Consider the following 20,979-nt stretch of genomic DNA (forward strand, 5'->3'; position numbering starts at 1 on the left):
ATTATGAAAGCTTGTATTTTATTAAATGGAGAAGTTAATAATATTGATTACATAAAAGATGTTATTGAAAATAATGATTACAGATACATAATATGTGCAGATGGAGGAGCGAAACATTTATATAAATTAAATATAGTACCTAATTATATAATAGGAGATTTAGACTCATTAGAAGAGTCGATAATTAATTATTATAAAAATAAATATGTTAATTTTAAAAAGTTTCCTCAAAGAAAAGATGAGACCGATGCTCAGCTATGTATACACTTAGCAAAAGATTTAAAAATATCAGAAATTCACCTTATAGGGGCTTTAGGAGGTCGTATTGATCATACTATTGCAAATATAAATCTTATGTATTATATAAAAGAGTTAGGGATAAATCCTATAATTAAGAGTAAATATGAAGATTTATATATGATTGAAAATGAAGGTATTAATGTAAAAGGTAAAAAGGGTGATATTATATCTATAATTCCGGCAAAAGGTGATGTAAGTGGAGTTACACTTGAAAATTTAGAGTATCCTCTTGAGAATGCGATTATAAAATATGGTAATCCAATAGGTATATCTAATGTAATGAAAAGTAATCAATGTAGTATAAAAGTTAAAAATGGATGTTTAATAATAGTTAAGAATAAAATACCAAAGTAGCATATGCTATTTTGGTATTTTTATTTTTATAAAAATAATCATAATAGCTTGGTCTATTTTTGTTAAATTGTATTAAAGGGATATAAATATGAATATTATATTTTATGAAGGTATTTATAGGAGGGAATAATTTGAAAAATCAATATAGAAATTTACTTGGAGTTTTATGTTTAGCTACAGGTATAACTGTTATTTTGGGATTGATACTTCCTAATTGGTTATGGATGATGCTATTATCTATAGTACTTATAGGGTGTGGGGTAATGTTATTTATGTAAAATATATATTAGAAATTTAAGGGGGATAAATTTATGAAAATAATAACTATTAAATGTCCTAAATTTTTATCTAAGATAATAATGTTTTTTATTAGAAAAAAATAAAAGCCTACAGGTTGTAGGCTTTTTTATTAAAACTAAGCTCTTTCAACTTTTCCAGAACGTAAACATCTAGTACAAACTTTTATTCTCTTTGGAGTACCATCTATTATCGCTCTAACGTTTCTTAAGTTAGCAGACCAAGTTCTTCTGCTATGTTTATTTGAGTGGCTCACTTGGTTTCCTGAAACTTTACCTTTACCACATACGTTACATACCTTTGCCATTTTTCGTACACCTCCTTAAATGATAACTATAACACTGAAAACACAGTTTATGTTAACATAAATCTCTAAAAAATGCAATAGAAATATATATTTGTCTTACATATATTGAAGAAATTCTTGTTATCATATAAAATTATATATATAATTCTATATAAAGTAAATATTAAAGTTAAAAATAAAACTAAAAATAATTTTAGGGGGTCAAACCATGAGCGCTAAAATAAACAATGAATTTGGAACTATAGAAATAGACAAGCAAGTAATAGCACAAATAGCATATAAATCTGCTATGGAAAGTTATGGACTAGTTGGTTTAGCACATAAAAGTAAAGGTATTGTTGAATTACTAAAAGGTGAAAATGCAACTAAAGGTGTTAGTGTACAAGAATTAGAAGATGGAACAATAGCTATAGAGCTTTACGTTATAATGCAATATGGAACAAATATATCAACTGTTGCAAATAACATAATAGATAAAGTAAAATATACACTTGAGAAAATGACAGCAATAAAAGTAAGTAGAATAGATGTTAATGTTCAAGGAATAAGAGTTAAGTAATTTAGGAGGAAAAATATGATTCAATATATTGATGGGAAAAATCTAAGAGATATGATGATCTCTGGAGCTAATAATCTCCAAAATAATAAAGATTTAGTAGATAAGCTAAATGTATTCCCAGTTCCAGATGGAGATACAGGTACGAATATGTCCCTTACTATATCTTATGCTATGAAGGAGTTATCAAAAGTTAATGATGATGATATAACTAATATAGGTAAGTCTTTAGCTAAGGGATCTTTAATGGGAGCAAGAGGTAACTCTGGAGTTATATTATCCCAAATTATAAGAGGATTTACAAAGTCTATAGAAGGAAAAGATAAATTAAGTTCTATGGATTTAGCTAATGCATTAAAAAGCGGATCAGATACAGCATACAAAGCTGTTATAAAGCCAATAGAAGGAACTATATTAACTGTAGTTAGAGAAAGTGGAGAATATGCTGTAAAAGCTGCAAAGAAAGAACAAGATATATTAAAGTTTCTAGAGTTAGTTATAAAAGAAGCTAATGCATCTTTAGATAGAACTCCAGATTTACTTAAAAATTTAAAAGATGCTGGAGTTGTAGATTCTGGAGGTAAGGGATTAGTACTTATATATGAAGGAATGTATGAAGCCCTAAAAGGAAATATAATAAAAGCGGACGGAAATAGTAAAATTAACACATCTTCATCAGAATCAGCTCAAAGTGAAATAAATACTGAAGATATAAAATTTGCTTACTGTACAGAGTTTATATTAGAAAGTGATAAAATAACTTATGACAAGATAAGAGATATAATGCTAGGTTATGGAGATAGCTTAGCTGTAGTAGGAGATGAAGGAGTAATAAAAGTTCATGTACATACAAATGAACCTGGTTCAGTGCTTCAAGAAGCTTTAAAATATGGACAATTAATAACTATAAAAATAGAAAATATGAAAGTACAACATGAAAATATATTAATTGAAAATCAAACAGCTGTATCACAAGAACCAATGAAGGAATATGGATTTATAGCAACATCAATGGGAAGTGGATTAGCTGATATATTTAAGGATTTTGGAGTTGACTATATTATAGAAGGTGGTCAAACAATGAATCCTAGTACTGAAGACTTTATGAAAGCAATAGATTCAATAAATGCAGAAAATATTATCATATTACCAAACAATAGCAATATAATAATGGCAGCAAATCAAGCTAAAGCTTTAAGTGATAAAAATATAATAGTTATACCAAGTAAAACTGTTCCTCAAGGATTTACATCTCTTGTAAGCTTTAATGCAGATGCATCAGTTGAAGAAAATGAAGCTACTATGTTAGAAGCTTTATCAATAGTTAAATCAGGACAAGTAACTTATGCAGTTAGAGATACAATTATGAATGATATAGAAGTAAAAGAAGGAAACTTCATAGGTATAGGTGAAGGTAAATTATTATCAGCTGGAGAAAGTAAGGACGATATAACTTTAGGACTAATAGAAAAGCTTGTTGATGAAGATAGTGCTATAATAACTTTATTTTATGGTGAAGATGTAAGTGAACATGAAGCTAATAATTTTAAAAACATGCTAGAAGAAAAGTATGAAGATATAGATGTAGAACTTTACTACGGAGGACAACCAATTTATTATTATTTAATATCTGTTGAATAATATTTTTAAAATCCTGTATAATCTTACTATTAGGTAAGTTAAATTATACGGGATTTTTTATTTTAAGGTGATAAATATGAGTGATTTAAATAAAGAGATTAAATATGTAAAAGGTATAGGACCAAAGAGGGCTAATAAACTAAACAAATTAGGAATATTTACTGTATCCGATTTAATATATTATTTTCCTAGACAATACGAAGATAGAAATAATTTAAAGAAAATATTTGAACTAGAAGATGAAGAAAAAGTAACTATAAGAGTGATTGTAAATAGTATAGAAACTTCTAATATTAGAAAAGGGTTAGTTATAACTAAAATAGGAGTAAGAGATGAAACTGGATTTGCAAGATTAGTATTTTTTAATCAAGAATATATAAGTAGTACTCTAAAAAAAGGAGATACTATATTAGTTTTTGGTAAGGTTAAAAAAAATTCTCATGGAATAGAATTAAACTCATGTGAAATAGAACAAATGACTAATAATCCTAAAAGTACATGTGGTATAATGCCCATATATTCATTAACTTATGGATTAACCAATAAAGAACTCATAAATATAATAAAGACAGTATTTAACAATGAACAAATTAAAATAAAAGAATATTTACCAAAACGAATTATAGAAAAATACAAATTATGTGGTATTGACTATGCGGTTAAAAATTTACATGCACCTTCAAGTAAAGAAAGTTTAAAAATAGCACTTTATAGAATGGTGTTTGAAGAATTTTTAATGCTTCAATTAGGTTTATTTTTATTTAAAAATGGAGTAACTGAAAAATCAGGAATATTTTTTGAAAAAAATCAAAATTTAAAACAAGTATTAAATTCTCTACCATTTAATTTAACTAATGCTCAAAATAGAGCATTAAATGAGATATTAAACGATATGAACTCTAATAAAGTTATGAATAGGCTAGTTCAAGGGGATGTAGGTAGTGGTAAAACAGTAGTTGCACTTTTATCATTAGCAAATTGCGTTTTAAATGGATATCAAGGAGCTTTAATGGCTCCAACTGAAATATTAGCCGAACAACATTACTTATCTCTAAATGAAACGCTATCACAGTTTGGTATAAAAATAGGTTTATTAGTTGGAAGCCTAACAAAAAAACAAAAGGAAGTTACATTAGCAAAAGTTAAGAATAATGATATAGATATATTAATAGGAACGCATGCATTAATAGAAGATAAGGTACAGTTTAATAACCTAGGTATTGTAATAACAGATGAACAACATAGATTTGGGGTTAGACAAAGAAATAAGTTATCAGAAAAAGGATATAATCCAGATATATTAGTAATGACAGCAACTCCTATACCTAGGACATTAGCATTGATTTTATATGGAGATTTAGATATATCAATAATTGATGAATTACCACCAGGAAGACAACCAATAGAGACTTTAGCTGTATATAAAGATAAAAGAGATAGAGCTTATAATAGTTTAGTTCGCTCTGAAGTTGAAAAAGGTAGACAAGTATATATCGTATGTCCTTTAGTTGAAGAAAGTGAATCTATAGAAGCAAAAGCTGCTGTAGACTTAGTAGAAGAATTAAAAAGTGAATATTTTGCCGACTTGAGATTAGGGCTTTTGCATGGTAAAATGAAACCTAGTGAAAAAGACGGTATAATGAAAAAGTTTAAAAATAGAGAATTGGATATATTAGTTTCAACTACTGTTATAGAAGTTGGAGTTAATGTTCCAAATGCAACACTTATGATAATTGAAAATGCAGAAAGATTTGGATTAGCTCAACTTCATCAGTTAAGAGGAAGGGTTGGAAGAGGAAGTCATAAATCTTATTGTATATTGATTTACTCATCAAAATCAGAAGTTTGTTCTCAGAGAATGGGAATAATGGAAGAAACTACAGATGGGTTTAAAATTTCTGAAAAGGATCTTGAGATAAGAGGACCGGGTGAGTTTTTTGGAACAAGACAACATGGTCTACCAGAACTTAAAGTAGCAAATATATTTAAACATATGAAAATATTAAAAATAGCTCAGCAAGAAGCTAGATATATAGTAGGGGAAGACCCAAAATTAGTAAATTATGAGAATAAAGATTTAAAAAAAGAAGTGTTAAAAAAGTTTGAAAATAGATTGAAAGAAATATCATTAAATTAAATGTAATTTATGGTAAAATAAAGTGGAAGGAGCAGTTATATTGAGAGTAATTTCAGGAAAAGCTAGAGGACTAAAATTAAATACGCCTAAAAATGAAGATGTGAGACCTACTACCGATAGGGTTAAGGAATCACTATTTAATATAATAAATGGATACATAATAGATGGAGATGTTCTAGACTTATTTGCAGGAACAGGTTCATTAGGTATAGAGTGTTTATCTAGAGGAGCTAATAAATGTGTATTTGTAGATGTAAATAAAACTAGCATAGATATAGTAAAAAGTAATATAAAAAAGGCTAGAGTAGAAGATAATGCTGAAATTTTAAATATAGATTATAAATCTGCAATAGACAAAGTTAAGAACAAAACTTATAAATTTGACATAATATTTATGGACCCTCCATATTATGAAAATATGTTTATAGATGCATTAAAAAAAATAGATGGATCTGATATATTAAAAGCTGATGGAATTATAGTTGTGGAACATGATACAAAGCAGGAATTCCCTGAAAGTATAGGGAAGCTAATAAAAGATAGAAGCAAAAAGTACGGGAATACTACGCTTACATTCTATTGTATGGAGGATTAATAATGGAAAGTACAGTTAGAAAAGCTATATTTGCAGGAAGTTTTGATCCTATAACTAATGGACATCTGGATATAATAGAAAGAGCTGCAAAATTATTTGATGAATTACAAATAGGAGTATTATATAATCCTAACAAAAAAGGACTTTTTACATTTGAAGAAAGAATAGATTTAATAAAAGTATGTACAAGCCATATTAAAAATATAAAAATAGTTAGTTTTGATGGATTATTAGTTAATTATTGCGAGAAACATGGTATTCAAACTTTAGTAAGAGGGATAAGAAGCGGAGCTGACGTAGAGTATGAACTTCAGATGGCTCATATGAATAAAGAATTAAACCCGAATATAGAAACTGTAATACTACCTACAACTACAAAGTATTCATATATAAGTTCATCGCTTATAAAAGAAGTATTACATTTTGATGTTAATATAGAGAATTTAGTTCCTAAGGTAATAATAGATGAATTAAAAAGAAAAACTAATAGGGGGAGATAATATGAATATAGACTTAGAAATAATGGAATTATTAGAGGAGTTAGAAAGCACTATAAATAATGCTAGTTCAATTCCTTTTTCTCATAAATCAGGGATAGATAAAGAAGAAGTATTAAATATAATAGCTGATATAAAAGCAATACTTCCTGAAGAAGTAAAACAAGCAGTTTGGATAAATAAAGAAAGACAAAAAATATTAAATAATGCTAATCAAGATGCAGAAATTTTAATAGAACAAGCTACTAAAGAAGCTGAGCAAATTATAGAAAAAGCTGTGAAAGAAACTGAAGATATGAAGAAAAATTCAGAAGATATAATAAAATCATATATTGATTCAGATGGGTTAGTAGTAGAAGCTGAAGAAAAAGCCAAAGCTATAATAGAAAAAGCTGATTATACAGCAAGAGAAATAAAGTTAGGTTCTATAAGATATGCAGATGATGTATTAGAAGGATTACAATATAATCTTCAAAACATAATGGATGAAATTTCAACAAATAGAAGAGAATTAAGTGAATAATAAAAATAGCTATCTATAAATTTATAGATAGCTATTTTTATTTAGTATGAGTATTTAATCGTTTTAATAAAAAGAAGGTAAATATTACATATATAAGTATTAACAAAGGTAAAATAAAATAGTAATTATCTATATAGTAGTTCCAAATAAAATTATTATATAATATATTAGATATACTTGTTAACTTTTCGAATAATGGATTTAGATTTATTAATGGATAAAATATGAATGTAAATATAAATGCAAATATACCATGTAAAAATTTAGAAAATATGTATGTGCTTATACTTATATCAGTTTGGGCTAAAAAGCTAGAACATTGAGCTAAAATAGATAAACCACTAAAAGCTATTATAAAACTGCATAAAGAAATTCTAAGAATTTCAGGAATATTTGAAATACTAGAAATGTGATTACAACCTATAGTTATTTCAAATAACCCGCTTATAAAAGCAGAGCATAACTCTTTAGAAAATCCAAAAAAAGATAAAGGCAAGTAAATAACAGCAGATACTAAGTCTATAAGATTAAATATTGATAATACTTTAAACACAACTGAGAATATTATTACAAATCCTCCTACCATAAGAATTGTGTTTATACCATTAAATACTGCATCTCCAAACAAAACAAAAAAACCTTTATTTTCTTTTTTTCTATTAGCTACAATAAGATTAACTTCTGATTTAAAGTCTATATTTTCACGTTTAATAGATTCTTTACCATAATTTTTAAATAGTAATCCTACTGTCAAAGAAGCTAAATAATGACATATAAGAATTAGGTATCCTAAAGAAGTATTATTAAACATTCCAATTGCGACAGCTCCAACTATAAATAATGGACCAGAAGTAGAGCAAAATGATACTAATCTTTGGGCTTCATATCTAGAAATTTCATTATTTTGTCTAAGCTCAGAAGCTAATTTTGCTCCAACGGGGTATCCAGATACTGTAGATATAGCAAAAACTAAAGAACTTTTCCCCGACACATTAAAAAGTTTTCTAGTTAATGGATTTACTAGCAAACCTAATATATCTACAAATTTTAATTTTACTATTAAGTTAGCTGCTATAATGAATGGAAGTAATGAAGGTATTAAGGTATCTACCCATATTGAAAACCCATTTTTAGCGGCATTTATAGATTCGGTTGGAAATAATATTATACCTATAATTATTATCATTACGATTAAAGATGGAATTAAAAATTTTATAAATTTACTTTTTTTCACTTCACCACCTACTTTTAATATAATCTACAATAATTATATTAAATTAAATTACAAACTATGATAAAAAACCTACCATGTAAATGGTAGGTTTTACTTTATGTATATAGGGGAAAGATAAAAATCCATAGGCCCTTTAAGCAAATTCATGTTGTTTTTATAGTATGGAATATTATACATATTTGTAGCTTTTATATCATATTTAATTAAAGTTTCAAAGACTCTATCATCTTCAAAGTTAACATTAGAAAATTTATTAATGATTTTTATTTCTGAGTTTAATTTTATCTGCTTTATAATTTCTCTACCCTTATCATTAAAAGCTAATATGCGTACATAAGGTAATTTCATTATATTTTTTACAGTGTTCATATCATCTTTAGTTATGCCTAAAAGTATATTATTTAGTATTCTTTTTACCTTTGTTAACGTATATCTTTTTGATTTTATTGATTGTTGAAGTTCAAATATATTTTTACACGAAAATACTGATTTATATATTTTATTCTCAATTCCTTCATTTATATCAAAATAAGAATCTAATATACTTAAATCCCTAATAACTAATTCCCTTATTGTATCGAAATAATATTCATCAAACATAGGATTAAAGTTATTATCTATACACTTAGATATTAATTCAAATGTCTTAATAGGAACAACATTAGATACACTATCTAAATTATTATATTCTTTAAGAGTTTTTCGTATTGCTGTGGCCGAACAAATATTACTTTCTATAGTTTCAGAATTATAATCTGCTTGAATTCTAGTTATTGAATATGGTTTTATAGTACTTTTATGCTTTAATAAACTTTTAATATATTCAATACCCAATATATTATTAGGGGTACTTAATATATCATTTAATTTATTTTCATCTATATTTAGATTTGTATCATTTAACATATACTCTGAAAGTGCTTTACTTCTTGCTAAAGCAAATAAAATACCTTCATCTAAATTTCTTTTTAAAAGAGTTTTAAATTTATTAGGTTCATTAATTAATATTTTTGAAATTTCAACTAATAAATCTATATCTCCATGCTCACTACCAAAGCAAAGTGAATCTATGCAGTTTAATGAGTTTAGTAAAGTTATAGCACCATGAGCAAATATCTCAGCACTTTGACAAGCATAAAGTGTTGGAAGTTCTACAACCAAATCAACTCCATTTGAAACTGCCATTTCAGCTCTTTTATATTTATCAAATAAAGCAGGTTCTCCTCTTTGTAAAAAGTTTCCGCTCATTACTGCTATACTATGAGTGGAATTAGTTATCTCTAAAGATTTTTTTAAGTGATATAAATGACCATTGTGGAATGGATTATATTCAACTATTAATCCTAATATTTTCATGAAAATCTCCTTTACGCTAAATTTCTTTAAAATATATCAAAATAACAGAAGGTCTGTTATTATATAAGTAGAATTAAAATATTATAAAAAATAAATTATATTTATTATAATATTAAACAAAAATGAGAACAATAATTCTTGAATTAAATGTACATATAACTTAAAAAATTAAAAAATCTTATAAAGTATGTACTTTTATCAAAAAAAATGATATAGTAATAATGAATAAATTTGTTTAATGTATACAAGTAATATTGTTCAATTTTTAATTGTAGATAAAATTATTACATAATTATTGGTAAAGATTTAAGGAGGTATACTAATGAAAGTATTAGTATTAAACTGTGGTAGTTCTTCATTAAAATATCAATTAATAGATATGTCAAATGAAGAAGTTTTATGTATAGGATTAGTTGAAAGAATAGGAATAGAAGGTTCTATATTAAAGCAAGAGAAAGATGGAGTAGAAGGTAAGCTTGTAGTTGAGCAACCAATGGAAAATCACCAAGATGCTATAAAATTAGTATTAGAAGGTGTTGTTCACCCAGAATTCGGTGGAGTTAAAGATATAAGTGAAGTTGAAGCTGTTGGACACAGAGTAGTTCACGGTGGAGAGAAATTCGCTAGCTCAGTTAAAATAAACGAAGAAGTTATGGCTGCAATAGAAGAATGTGTTGAATTAGCACCACTTCATAACCCAGCTAACATAATGGGAATAAAAGCTTGTGAAGCTATACTTCCAGGAGTACCAATGGTTGCTGTATTTGATACTGCATTCCATCAAACTATGCCTAAGAAGTCTTATTTATATGGATTACCTCATGAATTATATACTAAATATGGCGTAAGAAGATACGGATTCCACGGAACTTCTCACAAGTATGTATCTCAAAGAGCTGCAGATATGTTAGGAAAGAACATAGAAGATGTAAAAATAATAACTTGTCACTTAGGAAACGGAGCTTCTATAGCTGCTGTTGATGGTGGTAAATGTGTAGATACTTCTATGGGATTCACTCCATTAGAAGGTTTAATAATGGGAACTAGATGTGGAGATATAGATGCTGCTATATTACCATTCTTAATGGAAAAAGAAGGATTAAATGCTGCTGGTTTATCTGATTTAATGAACAAGCAATCTGGAGTATACGGAATGACTGGTATATCAAGTGACTTCAGAGATATAGAAGGAGCTGCTGCAAAAGGAGATGAAAAAGCTCAAGTTGCATTAGATGCTTATGTTCAAAGAGTTCAAAAATATATAGGAGCTTACGCTGCAGAAATGAACGGAGTAGATGCTGTAGTATTTACTGCTGGTGTTGGTGAAAATGGTATAGATATAAGAGAAACTATAGCTTCTAACATGGAATTCTTAGGAATGAAATTAGACAAAGAAGCTAACAAAGTTAGAGGTAAAGAAAGAGTAATATCTACAGAAGATTCTAAAACTAAGATATTATTAATACCAACTAACGAAGAATTAATGATAGCAAAAGATACTGTTGCATTAGTAAAATAATTGTAACTGGATATAATACTATTAAGGTAGGTTAAAACCTACCTTAATTTTTGCCAATAAAGGAATTAACTATCAAGTAAAAATACTTGACAAACATAGTTTATATTTGTATAATAAATTTGGCAATAAATTGAGGTGAACTTAATGAAAATTAGTTTAGATAAAATTATAAGAAGAGAAACTGATAATTTACACTTGAATTTTTGCGAAAAAATTGATAGTATTAATTATTGTGATAATACTTATAAATTAACTTCTCCTATAATTTTAAACGGGAAAATAAGTAAAACCAATAAAGGTTTATTTCTAGATTGCAATGTTGAATTTACTTTAATTGATAATTGCGCTAGATGTTTAGATGAAGTAGAAGTAAAATTAACTTATCCTATACAAGGATTTTTAATTAAAGAAGAAGTTGACGAAAATGAAGTAGAAGAATTTGATGTTTATACTTATATAAATGATGAAGTAGACTTTATTGATTTAATAGAACAAACATTGGATTTCAATTTACCTCAAAGAGTTCTTTGTAGTGAAGATTGCAAAGGTCTTTGTTCAACTTGTGGGACAAACTTAAATAAAAAAGTTTGTTCTTGTGATGAAGTCGCGAACGACGAGGATGTAATAGATCCCCGTTTTGCTAAATTAAAAGAAATGTTTAAAAATGACTAAGGAGGTGGCGTAAATGGCAGTACCAAAGCGTAAAACATCTAAATCAAATACAAAAATGAGAAGAGCAGCTAACTCAAAAATGGTAGCAACTGGATTCGTAAGTTGCCCACAATGTCATGAGCCAAAGTTACCACATAGAGTATGTCCAGACTGTGGATATTATAAAGGTAAAGAAGTTGTATCTAAGTAATACTTCTAAAAAACATGTAGAATACTCTACATGTTTTTTTTTGCTTAATTACGGCAAAACTTATGATAAAATTTAAATATATCTAAAATTATAAATAAAAGATAAATAATGGTTGATTATTTATAATTAATATTATATACTACTATTAGTAGTTGGTACTAATTCCAACTATAAAAACTTGGAGGTAATATGAAAAAGAAAAGCAAAGCAGAAAGACAACATGAACTTGTCGAGATGCTAAAGGATGATCCTTTTTATACAGATGAAGAATTGGCAAATGTATTTGATGTAAGTATACAAACTATAAGACTTGATAGACTTTCATTAAATATTCCAGAGCTTAGAGAAAGAGTTAAGCAGATAGCTGAAACTGAAACATCTAAAGTTAAGACTTTAGGTATAAAAGAGATAACAGGAGAGATAATTGACCTATCTGTTGGTCAATTAGGCATATCTATGTTAGATATTACCGAAGATATGATTTACTCCAAAACTGGAACTCTTAAAGATGAATATATATTTTCACTAGCAAATTCTTTAGCTATGGCTATAATAGATGCACCTCAAGTAATAATGAGATTTGCGAACATAAAAACGCTTAAGCATATACAACAAAAAGATAGACTTATAGCAAAAGCGGAAATATATAAAAATGTTGATAAAAAACATTATGTAAAAGTTGTAGTTAATAATAAAGCGCAAGAACAGATATTTAGAGGAAAATTTATATTTGAAGAGTTAGTTTAGGAGGAGAAATTTATGAAAATTGTAATTGATGGAATGGGCGGAGATAACGCACCAAAGTCTAATGTAGAAGGTGTAGTTAGCGCTATAAAAGAGTACGGTATAGATGTAATAATTACTGGAGATAAAAATATTTTAGAAGATGAATTTTCAAAATACGAATTTGATAGAGATAAGTTAGAAATAGTGCATACTACTGAAATTATAGAAAACGAAGATAAACCAGTAAAAGCAATAAGATCTAAAAAAGATTCATCTATGGTTGTTGCTTTGAAAATGGTCAAAGAAAATAAAGCTGATGCAATAGTGTCTGCAGGTAATACAGGAGCATTATTAGCAGGAGGGCTATTTGTAGTAGGAAGAATAAAAGGAATAGACAGACCTTGTTTATGTCCAGCAATACCAAATGTAAAAGGAGGAATGACTCTTATTGCAGATGGAGGAGCAAATGCAGACTGTAAGCCAATTAATTTAGTTGAATTTGCAGGTATGAGTAATATATATGCTAAAAAGGTACTGGGTCTTCAAAATCCAAGAGTTGCCCTTGCTAATGTTGGGACTGAAGAGGGTAAAGGAAATGATTTAGTAAAAAAATCATATGAAGAACTTAAGAAGTTAGATTTAAACTTTATCGGAAATATAGAAGCTAGAGAACTTATAAATTCATATACAGATATAGTTGTGTGTGATGGATTTACTGGAAATATATTACTAAAATCAGCAGAAGGAATTGCAATGTCTATACTAGGACTCCTAAAAGAAACATTTTTAGCAAGTACTAAAGGTAAATTAGGAGCCCTTCTTTTAAAAGATGACTTGAGAAAATTAAAAACTATGATGGACTACTCAGAATATGGAGGAGCACCTCTTTTAGGAGTTAATGGAGGAGTTATAAAGGCACATGGAAGTTCTGATGCAAAAGCTATAAAAAATGCTATAAATCAAGCTATTAAGTTTTCTAAAGGAAATGTAGTTGAAGATATAAAAGAATTTATAAAGACTATTGAAGAAGAAGATTAAGATAAATAGAAATAATCCAACTTGGAGGTTAATTTATGAATACAAAGGCTGGTATATTAGGAGTTGGAAGTTATTTACCTGAAAAAATAATTTCAAACTTTGACCTTGAAAAGATAATGGATACATCAGATGAATGGATAAGAACTAGAACAGGTATAAAAGAAAGAAGAGTTGCAGATGAAAATGAGGCAACTTCAGACCTTGCAACAAAAGCAGCTTTAAATGCTATAAAAGATGCAAATTTAACTCCAGAAGATATAGACTTAATAATTGTAGCTACAATAACTCCAGATATGATATTTCCCTCTACAGCATGTTTAGTTCAAGCTAATATAAAAGCAACAAAAGCAGCATGCTTTGATTTAGAAGCAGCATGTTCAGGATTTATATATGGTATGACAGTAGCTAAACAATTTATAGAAACTAATACATATAAATATGTCTTAGTCATAGGAGCAGAAGCTTTATCTAGAATATTAGATTATGAAGATAGATCTACAGCAATACTTTTTGGAGACGGAGCAGGTGCTGTGGTTATGGGATCTGTAAATGAAGGTGGAGTATTATCTACTAATTTAGGTTCTGATGGAAATGGAAAAGATTATCTTAATATACCAGCTGGAGGTTCAAAAAATCCAGCCAGTGAAGAAACTTTAAAAAATAGGTTGCACTATGTCAAGATGGCAGGAAATGATGTGTTTAAGTTTGCGGTTAGAATAATGCAAGATGCATCAATTAAGTGTGTTGAAAGTGCAAACCTTGATATACAAGATATAGATTACCTTATACCACACCAAGCTAATATAAGAATAATAGAAGCTTCAGCAAAAAGACTTAAATTAAATATGGATAAAGTTTATGTTAATTTAGATAGATATGGAAATATGTCGGCAGCATCAATTCCAGTAGCATTAGATGAAGCTTATAGAGAAGGTAAAATAAAAAAAGGCGATAATATAGTGTTAGTAGGATTTGGAGGCGGTTTAACTTGGGGAGCTTCTGTAATTAGATGGAGTATATAAGGAGGAAACAATGAATAAATTATGTGAGATTTTAAATATAAAGTATCCAATAATTCAAGGTGGAATGGCTTGGGTAGCAACTGCAGAGTTGGCAGCTGGAGTTTCAAATGCAGGTGGATTAGGAATTATAGCTGCAGGAAATGCTCCAAAGGATATTGTAAAAAAACAAATAATAAAATGTAGAGAGCTAACAGATAAGCCATTTGGAGTTAACGTAATGTTACTTTCTCCGTTTGTAGATGAAATAATTGATTTAGTAATAGAAGAGAAAATAGAAGTTATAACAACAGGAGCTGGAAATCCAGCAAAATACATGGATAGATTGAAAGAAGTAAATATTAAAGTTATACCTGTAGTACCAACAATAGCATTAGCAAAGAGAATGGAAAAGTATGGAGCAGATGCGATTATAGTTGAAGGTACAGAAGCAGGAGGTCACATAGGAGAATTAACAACTATGGTCTTAACTCCTCAAGTTGCAGATAACGTTAACATACCTGTTATTGCAGCTGGAGGAATAGCTAATGGTAAAGGACTAGCAGCAGCATTGTGTTTAGGAGCTAGTGGAGTTCAGGTAGGAACTAGATTTATATGTAGTGATGAATGTATAGTTCATGAAAATTATAAAAAATTTATTTTAAAATCTAAGGATAGGGATGCAATAGTAACTGGGAGAAGTACTGGTCATCCAGTAAGAACATTAAAAAATAAGTTAGCTAAAGATATATTAAATATGGAAAAAGAAGGGACTAATATTTTAGAAATAGATAAAAAAGGAATAGGGTCATTAAGAGCTGCAGCTATAGATGGTGATTTAGATTATGGGTCTTTTATGGCAGGTCAGATAGCATCATATATAAATGATATAAAACCTTGTAAACAAATAATTGAAGATATGATAAAAGATGCTAAATCTGTAATATCTAATATAAATATAGACTTGGAGGTATCACATGGGTAAAATTGCATTAGTTTTTCCAGGGCAAGGTGCTCAATATGTAGGAATGGCAAATGACATATACAATAGTGATGATATAGCGAGAAAAGTAATTGATGAGGCACAAGACTCAATAGGTATACAATTAAAGAAAATAATGTTTGAAGGTAGTGATGAAGAGTTATCTAAAACAGAAAATACTCAGCCTGCTATAGTAACACATAGTATAGCATTATTTGAAAGTCTAAAGAATAAAATCGACTTAAGATATGATGCATGCTTAGGACTTTCTTTAGGTGAATATAGTGCATTAGTAGCTGCAGATGCAATGGATTTTAAAGATGCTGTGTCCATAGTAAAAAAAAGGGGAAAGTATATGCAAGAAAGTGTGCCTATAGGAAAAGGAAGCATGGCAGCTATATTAGGGTTAGATAGGGATAAAGTAAATAAGGTTATAAATGAAATAAATAACGGAGTAATAGAAGTTGCAAATTACAACTCACCAGGTCAAATTGTCATATCTGGAGAAATTGATACAGTTAAAGATAGTATTAATTTATTTAAAGAAAATGGAGCTAAAAAAGCAATTTTATTAAATGTAAGTGCACCATTTCACTCATCTATGTTAAAGCTAGCAGGATATAAACTTAAAAAAGAGTTAGATAATATTAATTTAAGGAAATGTAAGGTTTCTGTAGTTTCAAATGTAAATGCAGACTACTATACAGAAAATTATAAAGAGTTATTGGTTAATCAGGTTAGTTCATCTGTTTTATGGGAAGATTCAATAGAAAAACTAATAGATGAAGGATTTGATACATTCATAGAGATAGGACCGGGGAAAACGTTAAAGGGATTTATAAAGAAAATATCTAGTAAGAAAAAAATTAATGTAAATGTTTACAATATAGAAGATTCAGAATCTATGAATATATTTATAGATTCTTACAAAAGAGGTGAAGTGTAATGGTTAACTTAGACGGTAAAGTTTGTTTGATAACTGGAGGTTCAAGGGGTATAGGTAAAGCTATAGCTAAAAAACTAGCATTACATAAGGCAAATATAATAATTAATTATACATCAAATGAAAATGATGCCCTAAAGGTTAAAGAAGAAATAAAAGAATATGGTGTTAAATGTGTACTTATTAAATGTGATGTATCTAAAAATAGTGATGTTGAAAATATGATTGAAACTGCAATTAATGAGTTTGGTAAAATTGATATATTAGTGAACAATGCAGGTGTAACTAAAGATGGGCTTTTAATCAGAATGAAAGAGGAAGACTTTGATAAAGTTATAGATATAAATTTAAAAGGAGTTTTCAATTGTACTAAATTAGTATGTAAGTATATGATGAAAAAAAGATATGGAAAGATAATAAATATATCATCTGTAGTAGGGATTACTGGAAATATAGGTCAAGTTAATTATTGTGCATCTAAAGCTGGGGTTATTGGGCTTACAAAATCAAGTGCAAGAGAACTTGCTTCGAGAAATATAAATGTAAATGCAATAGCTCCAGGCTTTATAGATACAGATATGACTAGTATTTTAAATGAAAATCTAAAAGAACAAATGCTAAAAAATATTCCGCAAAATAGATTTGGAGAAGCTGAAGATGTAGCTAATTTAGTTTTATTTTTAGCTAGTGATATGGCAAGTTATATAACAGGTCAGGTTATAAATGTAGATGGTGGAATGGTAATGCAGTAAACATTTTAAAATATAATAAAATAAAAAATTTAGGAGGATTTAATTATGTTTGAAAAAGTTGTAGAAATAATAAAGGATCAATTAGGGATAGATGATAAAGAGATAAATATGGAGACTTCATTAATGAAAGATTTAGAAGCAGACTCATTAGATGCAGTTGAAATAATGATGGCACTTGAAGATGAATTTTCAATAGAAATCCCAGATACAGAAGCAGAAAAATTTGTATGTATAGGAGATATAGTAAGATACATAGAAGCTAACAAATAGTGGAGGTTACGTTATGAGAAAGAGAGTTGTTATAACAGGCTTAGGATGTGTGACTCCAGTTGGTACAGGTAAAGATGAATTTTGGACCAACATAAAAAATGGTATTTGTGGCATAGATAAAATAACAAGATTTGATTCATCTTCATTTCAAACTCAAATAGCAGGAGAAGTTAAAGATTTTAATCCAGAAGATTATATGAATAAAAAAGAATCAAAGAGAATGGATAGATTTACTCATTTTGCTATAGCATCTGCATCTTTGGCAGTGAAAGATGCAAATCTTGATTTTGACTTGTTAGATAGAGAAAAAGTAGGTGTTATAATAGGATCTGGTATAGGTGGAGTTGAGACTATAGAAGAACAACACAAAATACTATTAGAAAAAGGGAATAAAAGGGTTAGTCCATTTTTTGTTCCTATGATGATATCTAATATGGCTACAGGTCAAGTATCTATTATGTTAGGAGCAAAAGGTCCAAATACTAATGTATCAACAGCTTGCGCATCTGGCTCGCACGCTATAGGAGATGCATTTAAAATAGTGCAAAGAGGAGATGCAACTATTATGGTTGCAGGAGGTAGTGAAGCTGGAATTACTCCACTTTCATTTGCGGGGTTTTGTAATATGAAAGCCATGTCTACTAGAAATGATAGTCCTGAAACTGCATCTAGACCATTTGACAAAGACAGAGATGGATTTGTAATGGGAGAAGGAGCAGGAATAGTTATATTAGAAGAATTAGAACATGCTTTAAAAAGAGGGGCTAAAATCTATGCTGAAGTAGTTGGATATGGCTTAACAGCAGATGCACACCATATGACAACTCCAGCAGAAAATGGTGAAGGTGCATCTAGAGCAATAAATATGGCAATAAAGGATGGAAATATACCTCTTAGTGAAGTGGATTATATAAATGCACATGGAACATCTACTTATTATAATGACAAGTTTGAGACTATGGCTATAAAAGATGTATTTAAAGCACACGCATATGACTTATGTGTATCATCTACAAAATCTATGACAGGGCACTTACTAGGAGCTGCAGGAGCGATAGAAGCTATTGTATGTGCAATGTCTATATATGATGGATATGCTCCACCTACTATAAATGTAGAAAATGTAGATGAAGAATTAGATTTAGATTATGTTATAAATAAAGGTAGAGAAAAAAATGTTAGGTATGCTTTATCAAATTCATTAGGATTTGGAGGACATAATGCAACGCTAGCATTTAAAAAATACGATTAATAAAAAACCTTAGCTAATGAAAGTTAGCTAAGGTTTTTTTAGTTTTAATAAATAAATTAAGATAAATATTTTTATAAATAAATTTTAAACATTTTGGCATATATAGCTTTGCGTGAAAATATAATTATATAAACAAAGGAGGACAAGGATTATGAAAAAACTTTCAGATGAAATTTTAAATTCAGTATCACCTAGTTTAAGAGAAAAGATAATTAATATACAAGATAATGATATAAATATAGAAGAAATAAGGCTTAGAGTACAAAAGCCACTAATAGTAAATTCCAATAGTAAAGATTATTTTTACAATAAATCAATTAAAAATTTAGATACTAGAAATTTAAATCCATACATAGTTACAAAGGAAGATATAGAACAGACTTTTCAACTTATGTGTAAATATTCAATACATTCTTTTATTGATGATATAAAAAAAGGGTTTATAACCTTAAAGGGAGGTCATAGAGTTGGAATAGTAGGAAAAGTAATTATAGAAGATGGTAATGTAAAAAATATTAAGCATATATCATCTTTAAATATAAGGGTTTCTAGAGAAGTAAAAAATTGTTCTGAGAAAATTTTAGGGCATATAATAAAAAATTTTAAGGAAGTAAACAATACCTTGATAATATCACCACCACAATGTGGTAAAACAACTTTACTTAGAGATATAGTTAGAAATTTAAGTAATGGGAATAAAGATAGAGGATTTGAAGGAATAAAAGTAGCATTAATAGATGAAAGAAATGAGATATCGGGATCTTATTTAGGAGTTCCTCAAATGGATGTAGGAATAAGAACTGATGTTATTGAAACTTGTCCTAAAGATATAGGGATTACGATGCTTCTAAGAGCAATGTCGCCAAACGTAATAGTTACAGATGAGATAGGTAGCGAAAAAGAGATAAAAGCTCTTTATACAGCATTAAATGGAGGGGTTAGTTTAATAACAACTGTACATGGTGATTCTATAGAGGATATAAAAGAAAGAAATGAATTGAGTAAGTTGTTGGATAAAGAATTATTTAAAAAAGTAATAATTTTATCCGCAAGAAATGGACCTGGCACTGTAGAAAAAGTATATGACCTAGAAGAGAAGAGGTGGTATTTTGCAAATTAAAATAGTTATGATTGGGATATTAGTAGCTTGTAGCTATTTGATAGGCGAATACATATATAAAGCATATGTAAAAAGACATAAGCAGATAAGTGAACTTATAAGGATTTTAGAAGTAATGAGAATGGACTTATCATTTGGATTATACACCTTGGAAGAAATATTTTTTAGAGTAGGAGAAAATAAAGAATTTACAACTAGTAAATTTTTTAAAAATATGAGCGAAGATTTAAAGTATGAAAATAATATCACACTAGAAAAGATACTAGAAAATAATTTTTGTTATATGGAAAAAGAAACGTATCTTCAAGAAAAGGAACTAGATGAATTAAAAAAATTAATATTGTCACTTGGAAGAGGAGATATATATTCTCAAGAAAGGATGATTGATTTATCTATTGAAAACCTTAAAAAGTTAACGTCAGAATGTAAAGAAGATATAAATAAAAAAGGAGTAGTATATAAAAAATTATCAACTATAATTGGGCTAGTTATAGGAATTTTTCTAATTTAGGAGGAGTAATATGGATATAACTTTGATATTTAAAGTAGCAGGTATTGGGTTGTTAATATCTGTACTTAATATGGTGCTTGAAAAAACAGATAGAAAAGATTGGACTACTTTAACTACACTTGCAGGGGTAATAATAGTCCTTACAATGGTTATAACAGAGATTAATGATTTATTTAATGCAGTAAGAACTATGTTTCAATTGTATTAAG

At 28.3% G+C, this 20,979-nt stretch carries 25 protein-coding genes; 22 read left to right on the plus strand and 3 right to left on the minus strand.

The genetic code is table 11. From position 1 onward, the window contains the following. The first annotated feature begins 3 nt into the window (after positions 1–3). Together ABFX13_RS00540 and ABFX13_RS00545 are read left to right on the plus strand one after the other, a co-directional pair. Positions 4–654 carry a thiamine diphosphokinase gene (locus tag ABFX13_RS00540; RefSeq protein ID WP_346041050.1) on the plus strand — a complete coding sequence of 217 codons (651 nt, stop codon included), beginning with the start codon at positions 4–6 and terminating at the stop codon, positions 652–654. 131 nt (positions 655–785) lie between these two features. Further along, on the plus strand, positions 786–932 hold the full coding sequence (locus tag ABFX13_RS00545; protein ID WP_346041052.1) for a 2-oxoglutarate translocator: 147 nt from the start codon (positions 786–788) through the stop codon (positions 930–932). A 137-nt stretch (positions 933–1,069) separates the two neighbouring features. Here the strand turns inward: ABFX13_RS00545 and rpmB are convergent, their stop codons facing one another. Next, on the minus strand, positions 1,070–1,258 hold the full coding sequence (rpmB, locus tag ABFX13_RS00550) for a 50S ribosomal protein L28 (protein ID WP_021122933.1): 189 nt from the start codon (positions 1,256–1,258) through the stop codon (positions 1,070–1,072). A 208-nt stretch (positions 1,259–1,466) separates the two neighbouring features. Between rpmB and ABFX13_RS00555 the strand changes: the two genes are divergently transcribed. From ABFX13_RS00555 to ABFX13_RS00580, 6 genes are all read left to right on the plus strand, one after another. Further along, a complete protein-coding gene (locus ABFX13_RS00555; RefSeq protein WP_346041055.1) occupies positions 1,467–1,817 on the plus strand; it encodes an Asp23/Gls24 family envelope stress response protein in 351 nt (116 codons plus the stop codon). 15 nt (positions 1,818–1,832) lie between these two features. Continuing rightward, a complete protein-coding gene (locus tag ABFX13_RS00560) occupies positions 1,833–3,455 on the plus strand; it encodes a DAK2 domain-containing protein (RefSeq protein WP_346041057.1) in 1,623 nt (540 codons plus the stop codon). 76 nt (positions 3,456–3,531) lie between these two features. Next, positions 3,532–5,592: an ATP-dependent DNA helicase RecG gene (gene recG / locus ABFX13_RS00565; protein ID WP_346041059.1), complete on the plus strand. Its 2,061-nt coding sequence runs from the start codon at positions 3,532–3,534 to the stop codon at positions 5,590–5,592. A gap of 40 nt (positions 5,593–5,632) precedes the next feature. After that, positions 5,633–6,187, plus strand: coding sequence for a 16S rRNA (guanine(966)-N(2))-methyltransferase RsmD (rsmD, locus tag ABFX13_RS00570; RefSeq protein WP_346041061.1), 555 nt, complete (start codon positions 5,633–5,635; stop codon positions 6,185–6,187). 2 nt (positions 6,188–6,189) lie between these two features. Next, positions 6,190–6,687 carry a pantetheine-phosphate adenylyltransferase gene (coaD, locus tag ABFX13_RS00575; RefSeq protein WP_147543203.1) on the plus strand — a complete coding sequence of 166 codons (498 nt, stop codon included), beginning with the start codon at positions 6,190–6,192 and terminating at the stop codon, positions 6,685–6,687. A 1-nt stretch (position 6,688) separates the two neighbouring features. Then, positions 6,689–7,207 (plus strand): hypothetical protein, encoded by a 519-nt coding sequence (locus ABFX13_RS00580; RefSeq protein ID WP_346041064.1) that lies wholly within the window; start codon positions 6,689–6,691, stop codon positions 7,205–7,207. A gap of 37 nt (positions 7,208–7,244) precedes the next feature. On the opposite strand, the gene ylbJ is transcribed toward ABFX13_RS00580, so the two are convergent. Both ylbJ and ABFX13_RS00590 read right to left on the minus strand, forming a co-directional pair. Beyond that, a complete protein-coding gene (gene ylbJ, locus ABFX13_RS00585; RefSeq protein ID WP_346041066.1) occupies positions 7,245–8,441 on the minus strand; it encodes a sporulation integral membrane protein YlbJ in 1,197 nt (398 codons plus the stop codon). A 90-nt stretch (positions 8,442–8,531) separates the two neighbouring features. Next, entirely contained in the window at positions 8,532–9,797 is a 1,266-nt protein-coding gene (locus ABFX13_RS00590; protein ID WP_346041068.1) for a nucleotidyltransferase, read from the minus strand. A gap of 322 nt (positions 9,798–10,119) precedes the next feature. On the opposite strand from ABFX13_RS00590, the gene ABFX13_RS00595 reads away from it, so the two are divergent. The 14 genes from ABFX13_RS00595 to spoIIIAC all read left to right on the plus strand — a co-directional run bounded on the left by ABFX13_RS00595 (position 10,120) and on the right by spoIIIAC (position 20,978). Then, complete coding sequence (locus tag ABFX13_RS00595; RefSeq protein ID WP_147543207.1) at positions 10,120–11,316, plus strand: acetate/propionate family kinase; 1,197 nt, start codon at positions 10,120–10,122, stop codon at positions 11,314–11,316. Between the two features lie 144 nt (positions 11,317–11,460). Beyond that, on the plus strand, positions 11,461–11,988 hold the full coding sequence (locus ABFX13_RS00600; protein ID WP_346041070.1) for a YceD family protein: 528 nt from the start codon (positions 11,461–11,463) through the stop codon (positions 11,986–11,988). 13 nt (positions 11,989–12,001) lie between these two features. Then, complete coding sequence (rpmF, locus tag ABFX13_RS00605) at positions 12,002–12,178, plus strand: 50S ribosomal protein L32 (protein ID WP_021430121.1); 177 nt, start codon at positions 12,002–12,004, stop codon at positions 12,176–12,178. A gap of 189 nt (positions 12,179–12,367) precedes the next feature. Continuing rightward, positions 12,368–12,925 (plus strand): transcription factor FapR, encoded by a 558-nt coding sequence (gene fapR / locus ABFX13_RS00610; protein ID WP_346041071.1) that lies wholly within the window; start codon positions 12,368–12,370, stop codon positions 12,923–12,925. A 12-nt stretch (positions 12,926–12,937) separates the two neighbouring features. Continuing rightward, on the plus strand, positions 12,938–13,942 hold the full coding sequence (plsX, locus tag ABFX13_RS00615) for a phosphate acyltransferase PlsX (RefSeq protein ID WP_187006184.1): 1,005 nt from the start codon (positions 12,938–12,940) through the stop codon (positions 13,940–13,942). A gap of 35 nt (positions 13,943–13,977) precedes the next feature. Continuing rightward, complete coding sequence (locus ABFX13_RS00620) at positions 13,978–14,964, plus strand: beta-ketoacyl-ACP synthase III (RefSeq protein ID WP_346041073.1); 987 nt, start codon at positions 13,978–13,980, stop codon at positions 14,962–14,964. Positions 14,965–14,974: 10 nt separating this feature from the next. Beyond that, the gene (gene fabK, locus ABFX13_RS00625) at positions 14,975–15,925 is read left to right on the plus strand and encodes an enoyl-[acyl-carrier-protein] reductase FabK (RefSeq protein ID WP_346041075.1); all 951 of its coding nucleotides are present in this window, start codon (positions 14,975–14,977) and stop codon (positions 15,923–15,925) included. Beyond that, positions 15,918–16,868: an ACP S-malonyltransferase gene (gene fabD / locus ABFX13_RS00630; RefSeq protein ID WP_346041078.1), complete on the plus strand. Its 951-nt coding sequence runs from the start codon at positions 15,918–15,920 to the stop codon at positions 16,866–16,868. The genes fabK and fabD overlap by 8 nt, the downstream gene beginning before the upstream one ends. Further along, positions 16,868–17,617 carry a 3-oxoacyl-[acyl-carrier-protein] reductase gene (fabG, locus tag ABFX13_RS00635; RefSeq protein WP_346041080.1) on the plus strand — a complete coding sequence of 250 codons (750 nt, stop codon included), beginning with the start codon at positions 16,868–16,870 and terminating at the stop codon, positions 17,615–17,617. Before fabD ends, fabG begins: the two co-directional genes overlap by 1 nt. Positions 17,618–17,662: 45 nt before the next feature. Further along, the gene (acpP, locus tag ABFX13_RS00640; RefSeq protein ID WP_346041082.1) at positions 17,663–17,887 is read left to right on the plus strand and encodes an acyl carrier protein; all 225 of its coding nucleotides are present in this window, start codon (positions 17,663–17,665) and stop codon (positions 17,885–17,887) included. Between the two features lie 13 nt (positions 17,888–17,900). After that, entirely contained in the window at positions 17,901–19,139 is a 1,239-nt protein-coding gene (fabF, locus tag ABFX13_RS00645; RefSeq protein WP_346041084.1) for a beta-ketoacyl-ACP synthase II, read from the plus strand. Positions 19,140–19,290: 151 nt separating this feature from the next. Next, entirely contained in the window at positions 19,291–20,259 is a 969-nt protein-coding gene (gene spoIIIAA, locus ABFX13_RS00650; RefSeq protein WP_346041086.1) for a stage III sporulation protein AA, read from the plus strand. Beyond that, complete coding sequence (locus tag ABFX13_RS00655; protein ID WP_270646497.1) at positions 20,249–20,770, plus strand: stage III sporulation protein AB; 522 nt, start codon at positions 20,249–20,251, stop codon at positions 20,768–20,770. The genes spoIIIAA and ABFX13_RS00655 overlap by 11 nt, the downstream gene beginning before the upstream one ends. A gap of 10 nt (positions 20,771–20,780) precedes the next feature. Beyond that, positions 20,781–20,978, plus strand: a complete 198-nt coding sequence (gene spoIIIAC, locus ABFX13_RS00660) for a stage III sporulation protein AC (protein WP_021122904.1) — start codon at positions 20,781–20,783, stop codon at positions 20,976–20,978. Position 20,979: the final 1 nt, after the last annotated feature.

Origin of the sequence: Paraclostridium tenue (assembly GCF_039521565.1) — a bacterium.
Lineage (GTDB): Bacteria > Bacillota > Clostridia > Peptostreptococcales > Peptostreptococcaceae > Paraclostridium > Paraclostridium tenue.

Coding starts and splice junctions, on each gene's coding strand:
- ABFX13_RS00540 (WP_346041050.1), top strand. CDS start 4: ATGAAAGCTTGTATTTTATTAAATGGAGAAGTTAATAATATTGATTAC.
- rpmB (WP_021122933.1), bottom strand. CDS start 1,258: ATGGCAAAGGTATGTAACGTATGTGGTAAAGGTAAAGTTTCAGGAAAC.
- ABFX13_RS00555 (WP_346041055.1), top strand. CDS start 1,467: ATGAGCGCTAAAATAAACAATGAATTTGGAACTATAGAAATAGACAAG.
- ABFX13_RS00560 (WP_346041057.1), top strand. CDS start 1,833: ATGATTCAATATATTGATGGGAAAAATCTAAGAGATATGATGATCTCT.
- recG (WP_346041059.1), top strand. CDS start 3,532: ATGAGTGATTTAAATAAAGAGATTAAATATGTAAAAGGTATAGGACCA.
- coaD (WP_147543203.1), top strand. CDS start 6,190: ATGGAAAGTACAGTTAGAAAAGCTATATTTGCAGGAAGTTTTGATCCT.
- ABFX13_RS00580 (WP_346041064.1), top strand. CDS start 6,689: ATGAATATAGACTTAGAAATAATGGAATTATTAGAGGAGTTAGAAAGC.
- ABFX13_RS00590 (WP_346041068.1), bottom strand. CDS start 9,797: ATGAAAATATTAGGATTAATAGTTGAATATAATCCATTCCACAATGGT.
- ABFX13_RS00595 (WP_147543207.1), top strand. CDS start 10,120: ATGAAAGTATTAGTATTAAACTGTGGTAGTTCTTCATTAAAATATCAA.
- ABFX13_RS00600 (WP_346041070.1), top strand. CDS start 11,461: ATGAAAATTAGTTTAGATAAAATTATAAGAAGAGAAACTGATAATTTA.
- rpmF (WP_021430121.1), top strand. CDS start 12,002: ATGGCAGTACCAAAGCGTAAAACATCTAAATCAAATACAAAAATGAGA.
- fapR (WP_346041071.1), top strand. CDS start 12,368: ATGAAAAAGAAAAGCAAAGCAGAAAGACAACATGAACTTGTCGAGATG.
- plsX (WP_187006184.1), top strand. CDS start 12,938: ATGAAAATTGTAATTGATGGAATGGGCGGAGATAACGCACCAAAGTCT.
- ABFX13_RS00620 (WP_346041073.1), top strand. CDS start 13,978: ATGAATACAAAGGCTGGTATATTAGGAGTTGGAAGTTATTTACCTGAA.
- fabK (WP_346041075.1), top strand. CDS start 14,975: ATGAATAAATTATGTGAGATTTTAAATATAAAGTATCCAATAATTCAA.
- fabD (WP_346041078.1), top strand. CDS start 15,918: ATGGGTAAAATTGCATTAGTTTTTCCAGGGCAAGGTGCTCAATATGTA.
- fabG (WP_346041080.1), top strand. CDS start 16,868: ATGGTTAACTTAGACGGTAAAGTTTGTTTGATAACTGGAGGTTCAAGG.
- acpP (WP_346041082.1), top strand. CDS start 17,663: ATGTTTGAAAAAGTTGTAGAAATAATAAAGGATCAATTAGGGATAGAT.
- fabF (WP_346041084.1), top strand. CDS start 17,901: ATGAGAAAGAGAGTTGTTATAACAGGCTTAGGATGTGTGACTCCAGTT.
- spoIIIAA (WP_346041086.1), top strand. CDS start 19,291: ATGAAAAAACTTTCAGATGAAATTTTAAATTCAGTATCACCTAGTTTA.
- spoIIIAC (WP_021122904.1), top strand. CDS start 20,781: ATGGATATAACTTTGATATTTAAAGTAGCAGGTATTGGGTTGTTAATA.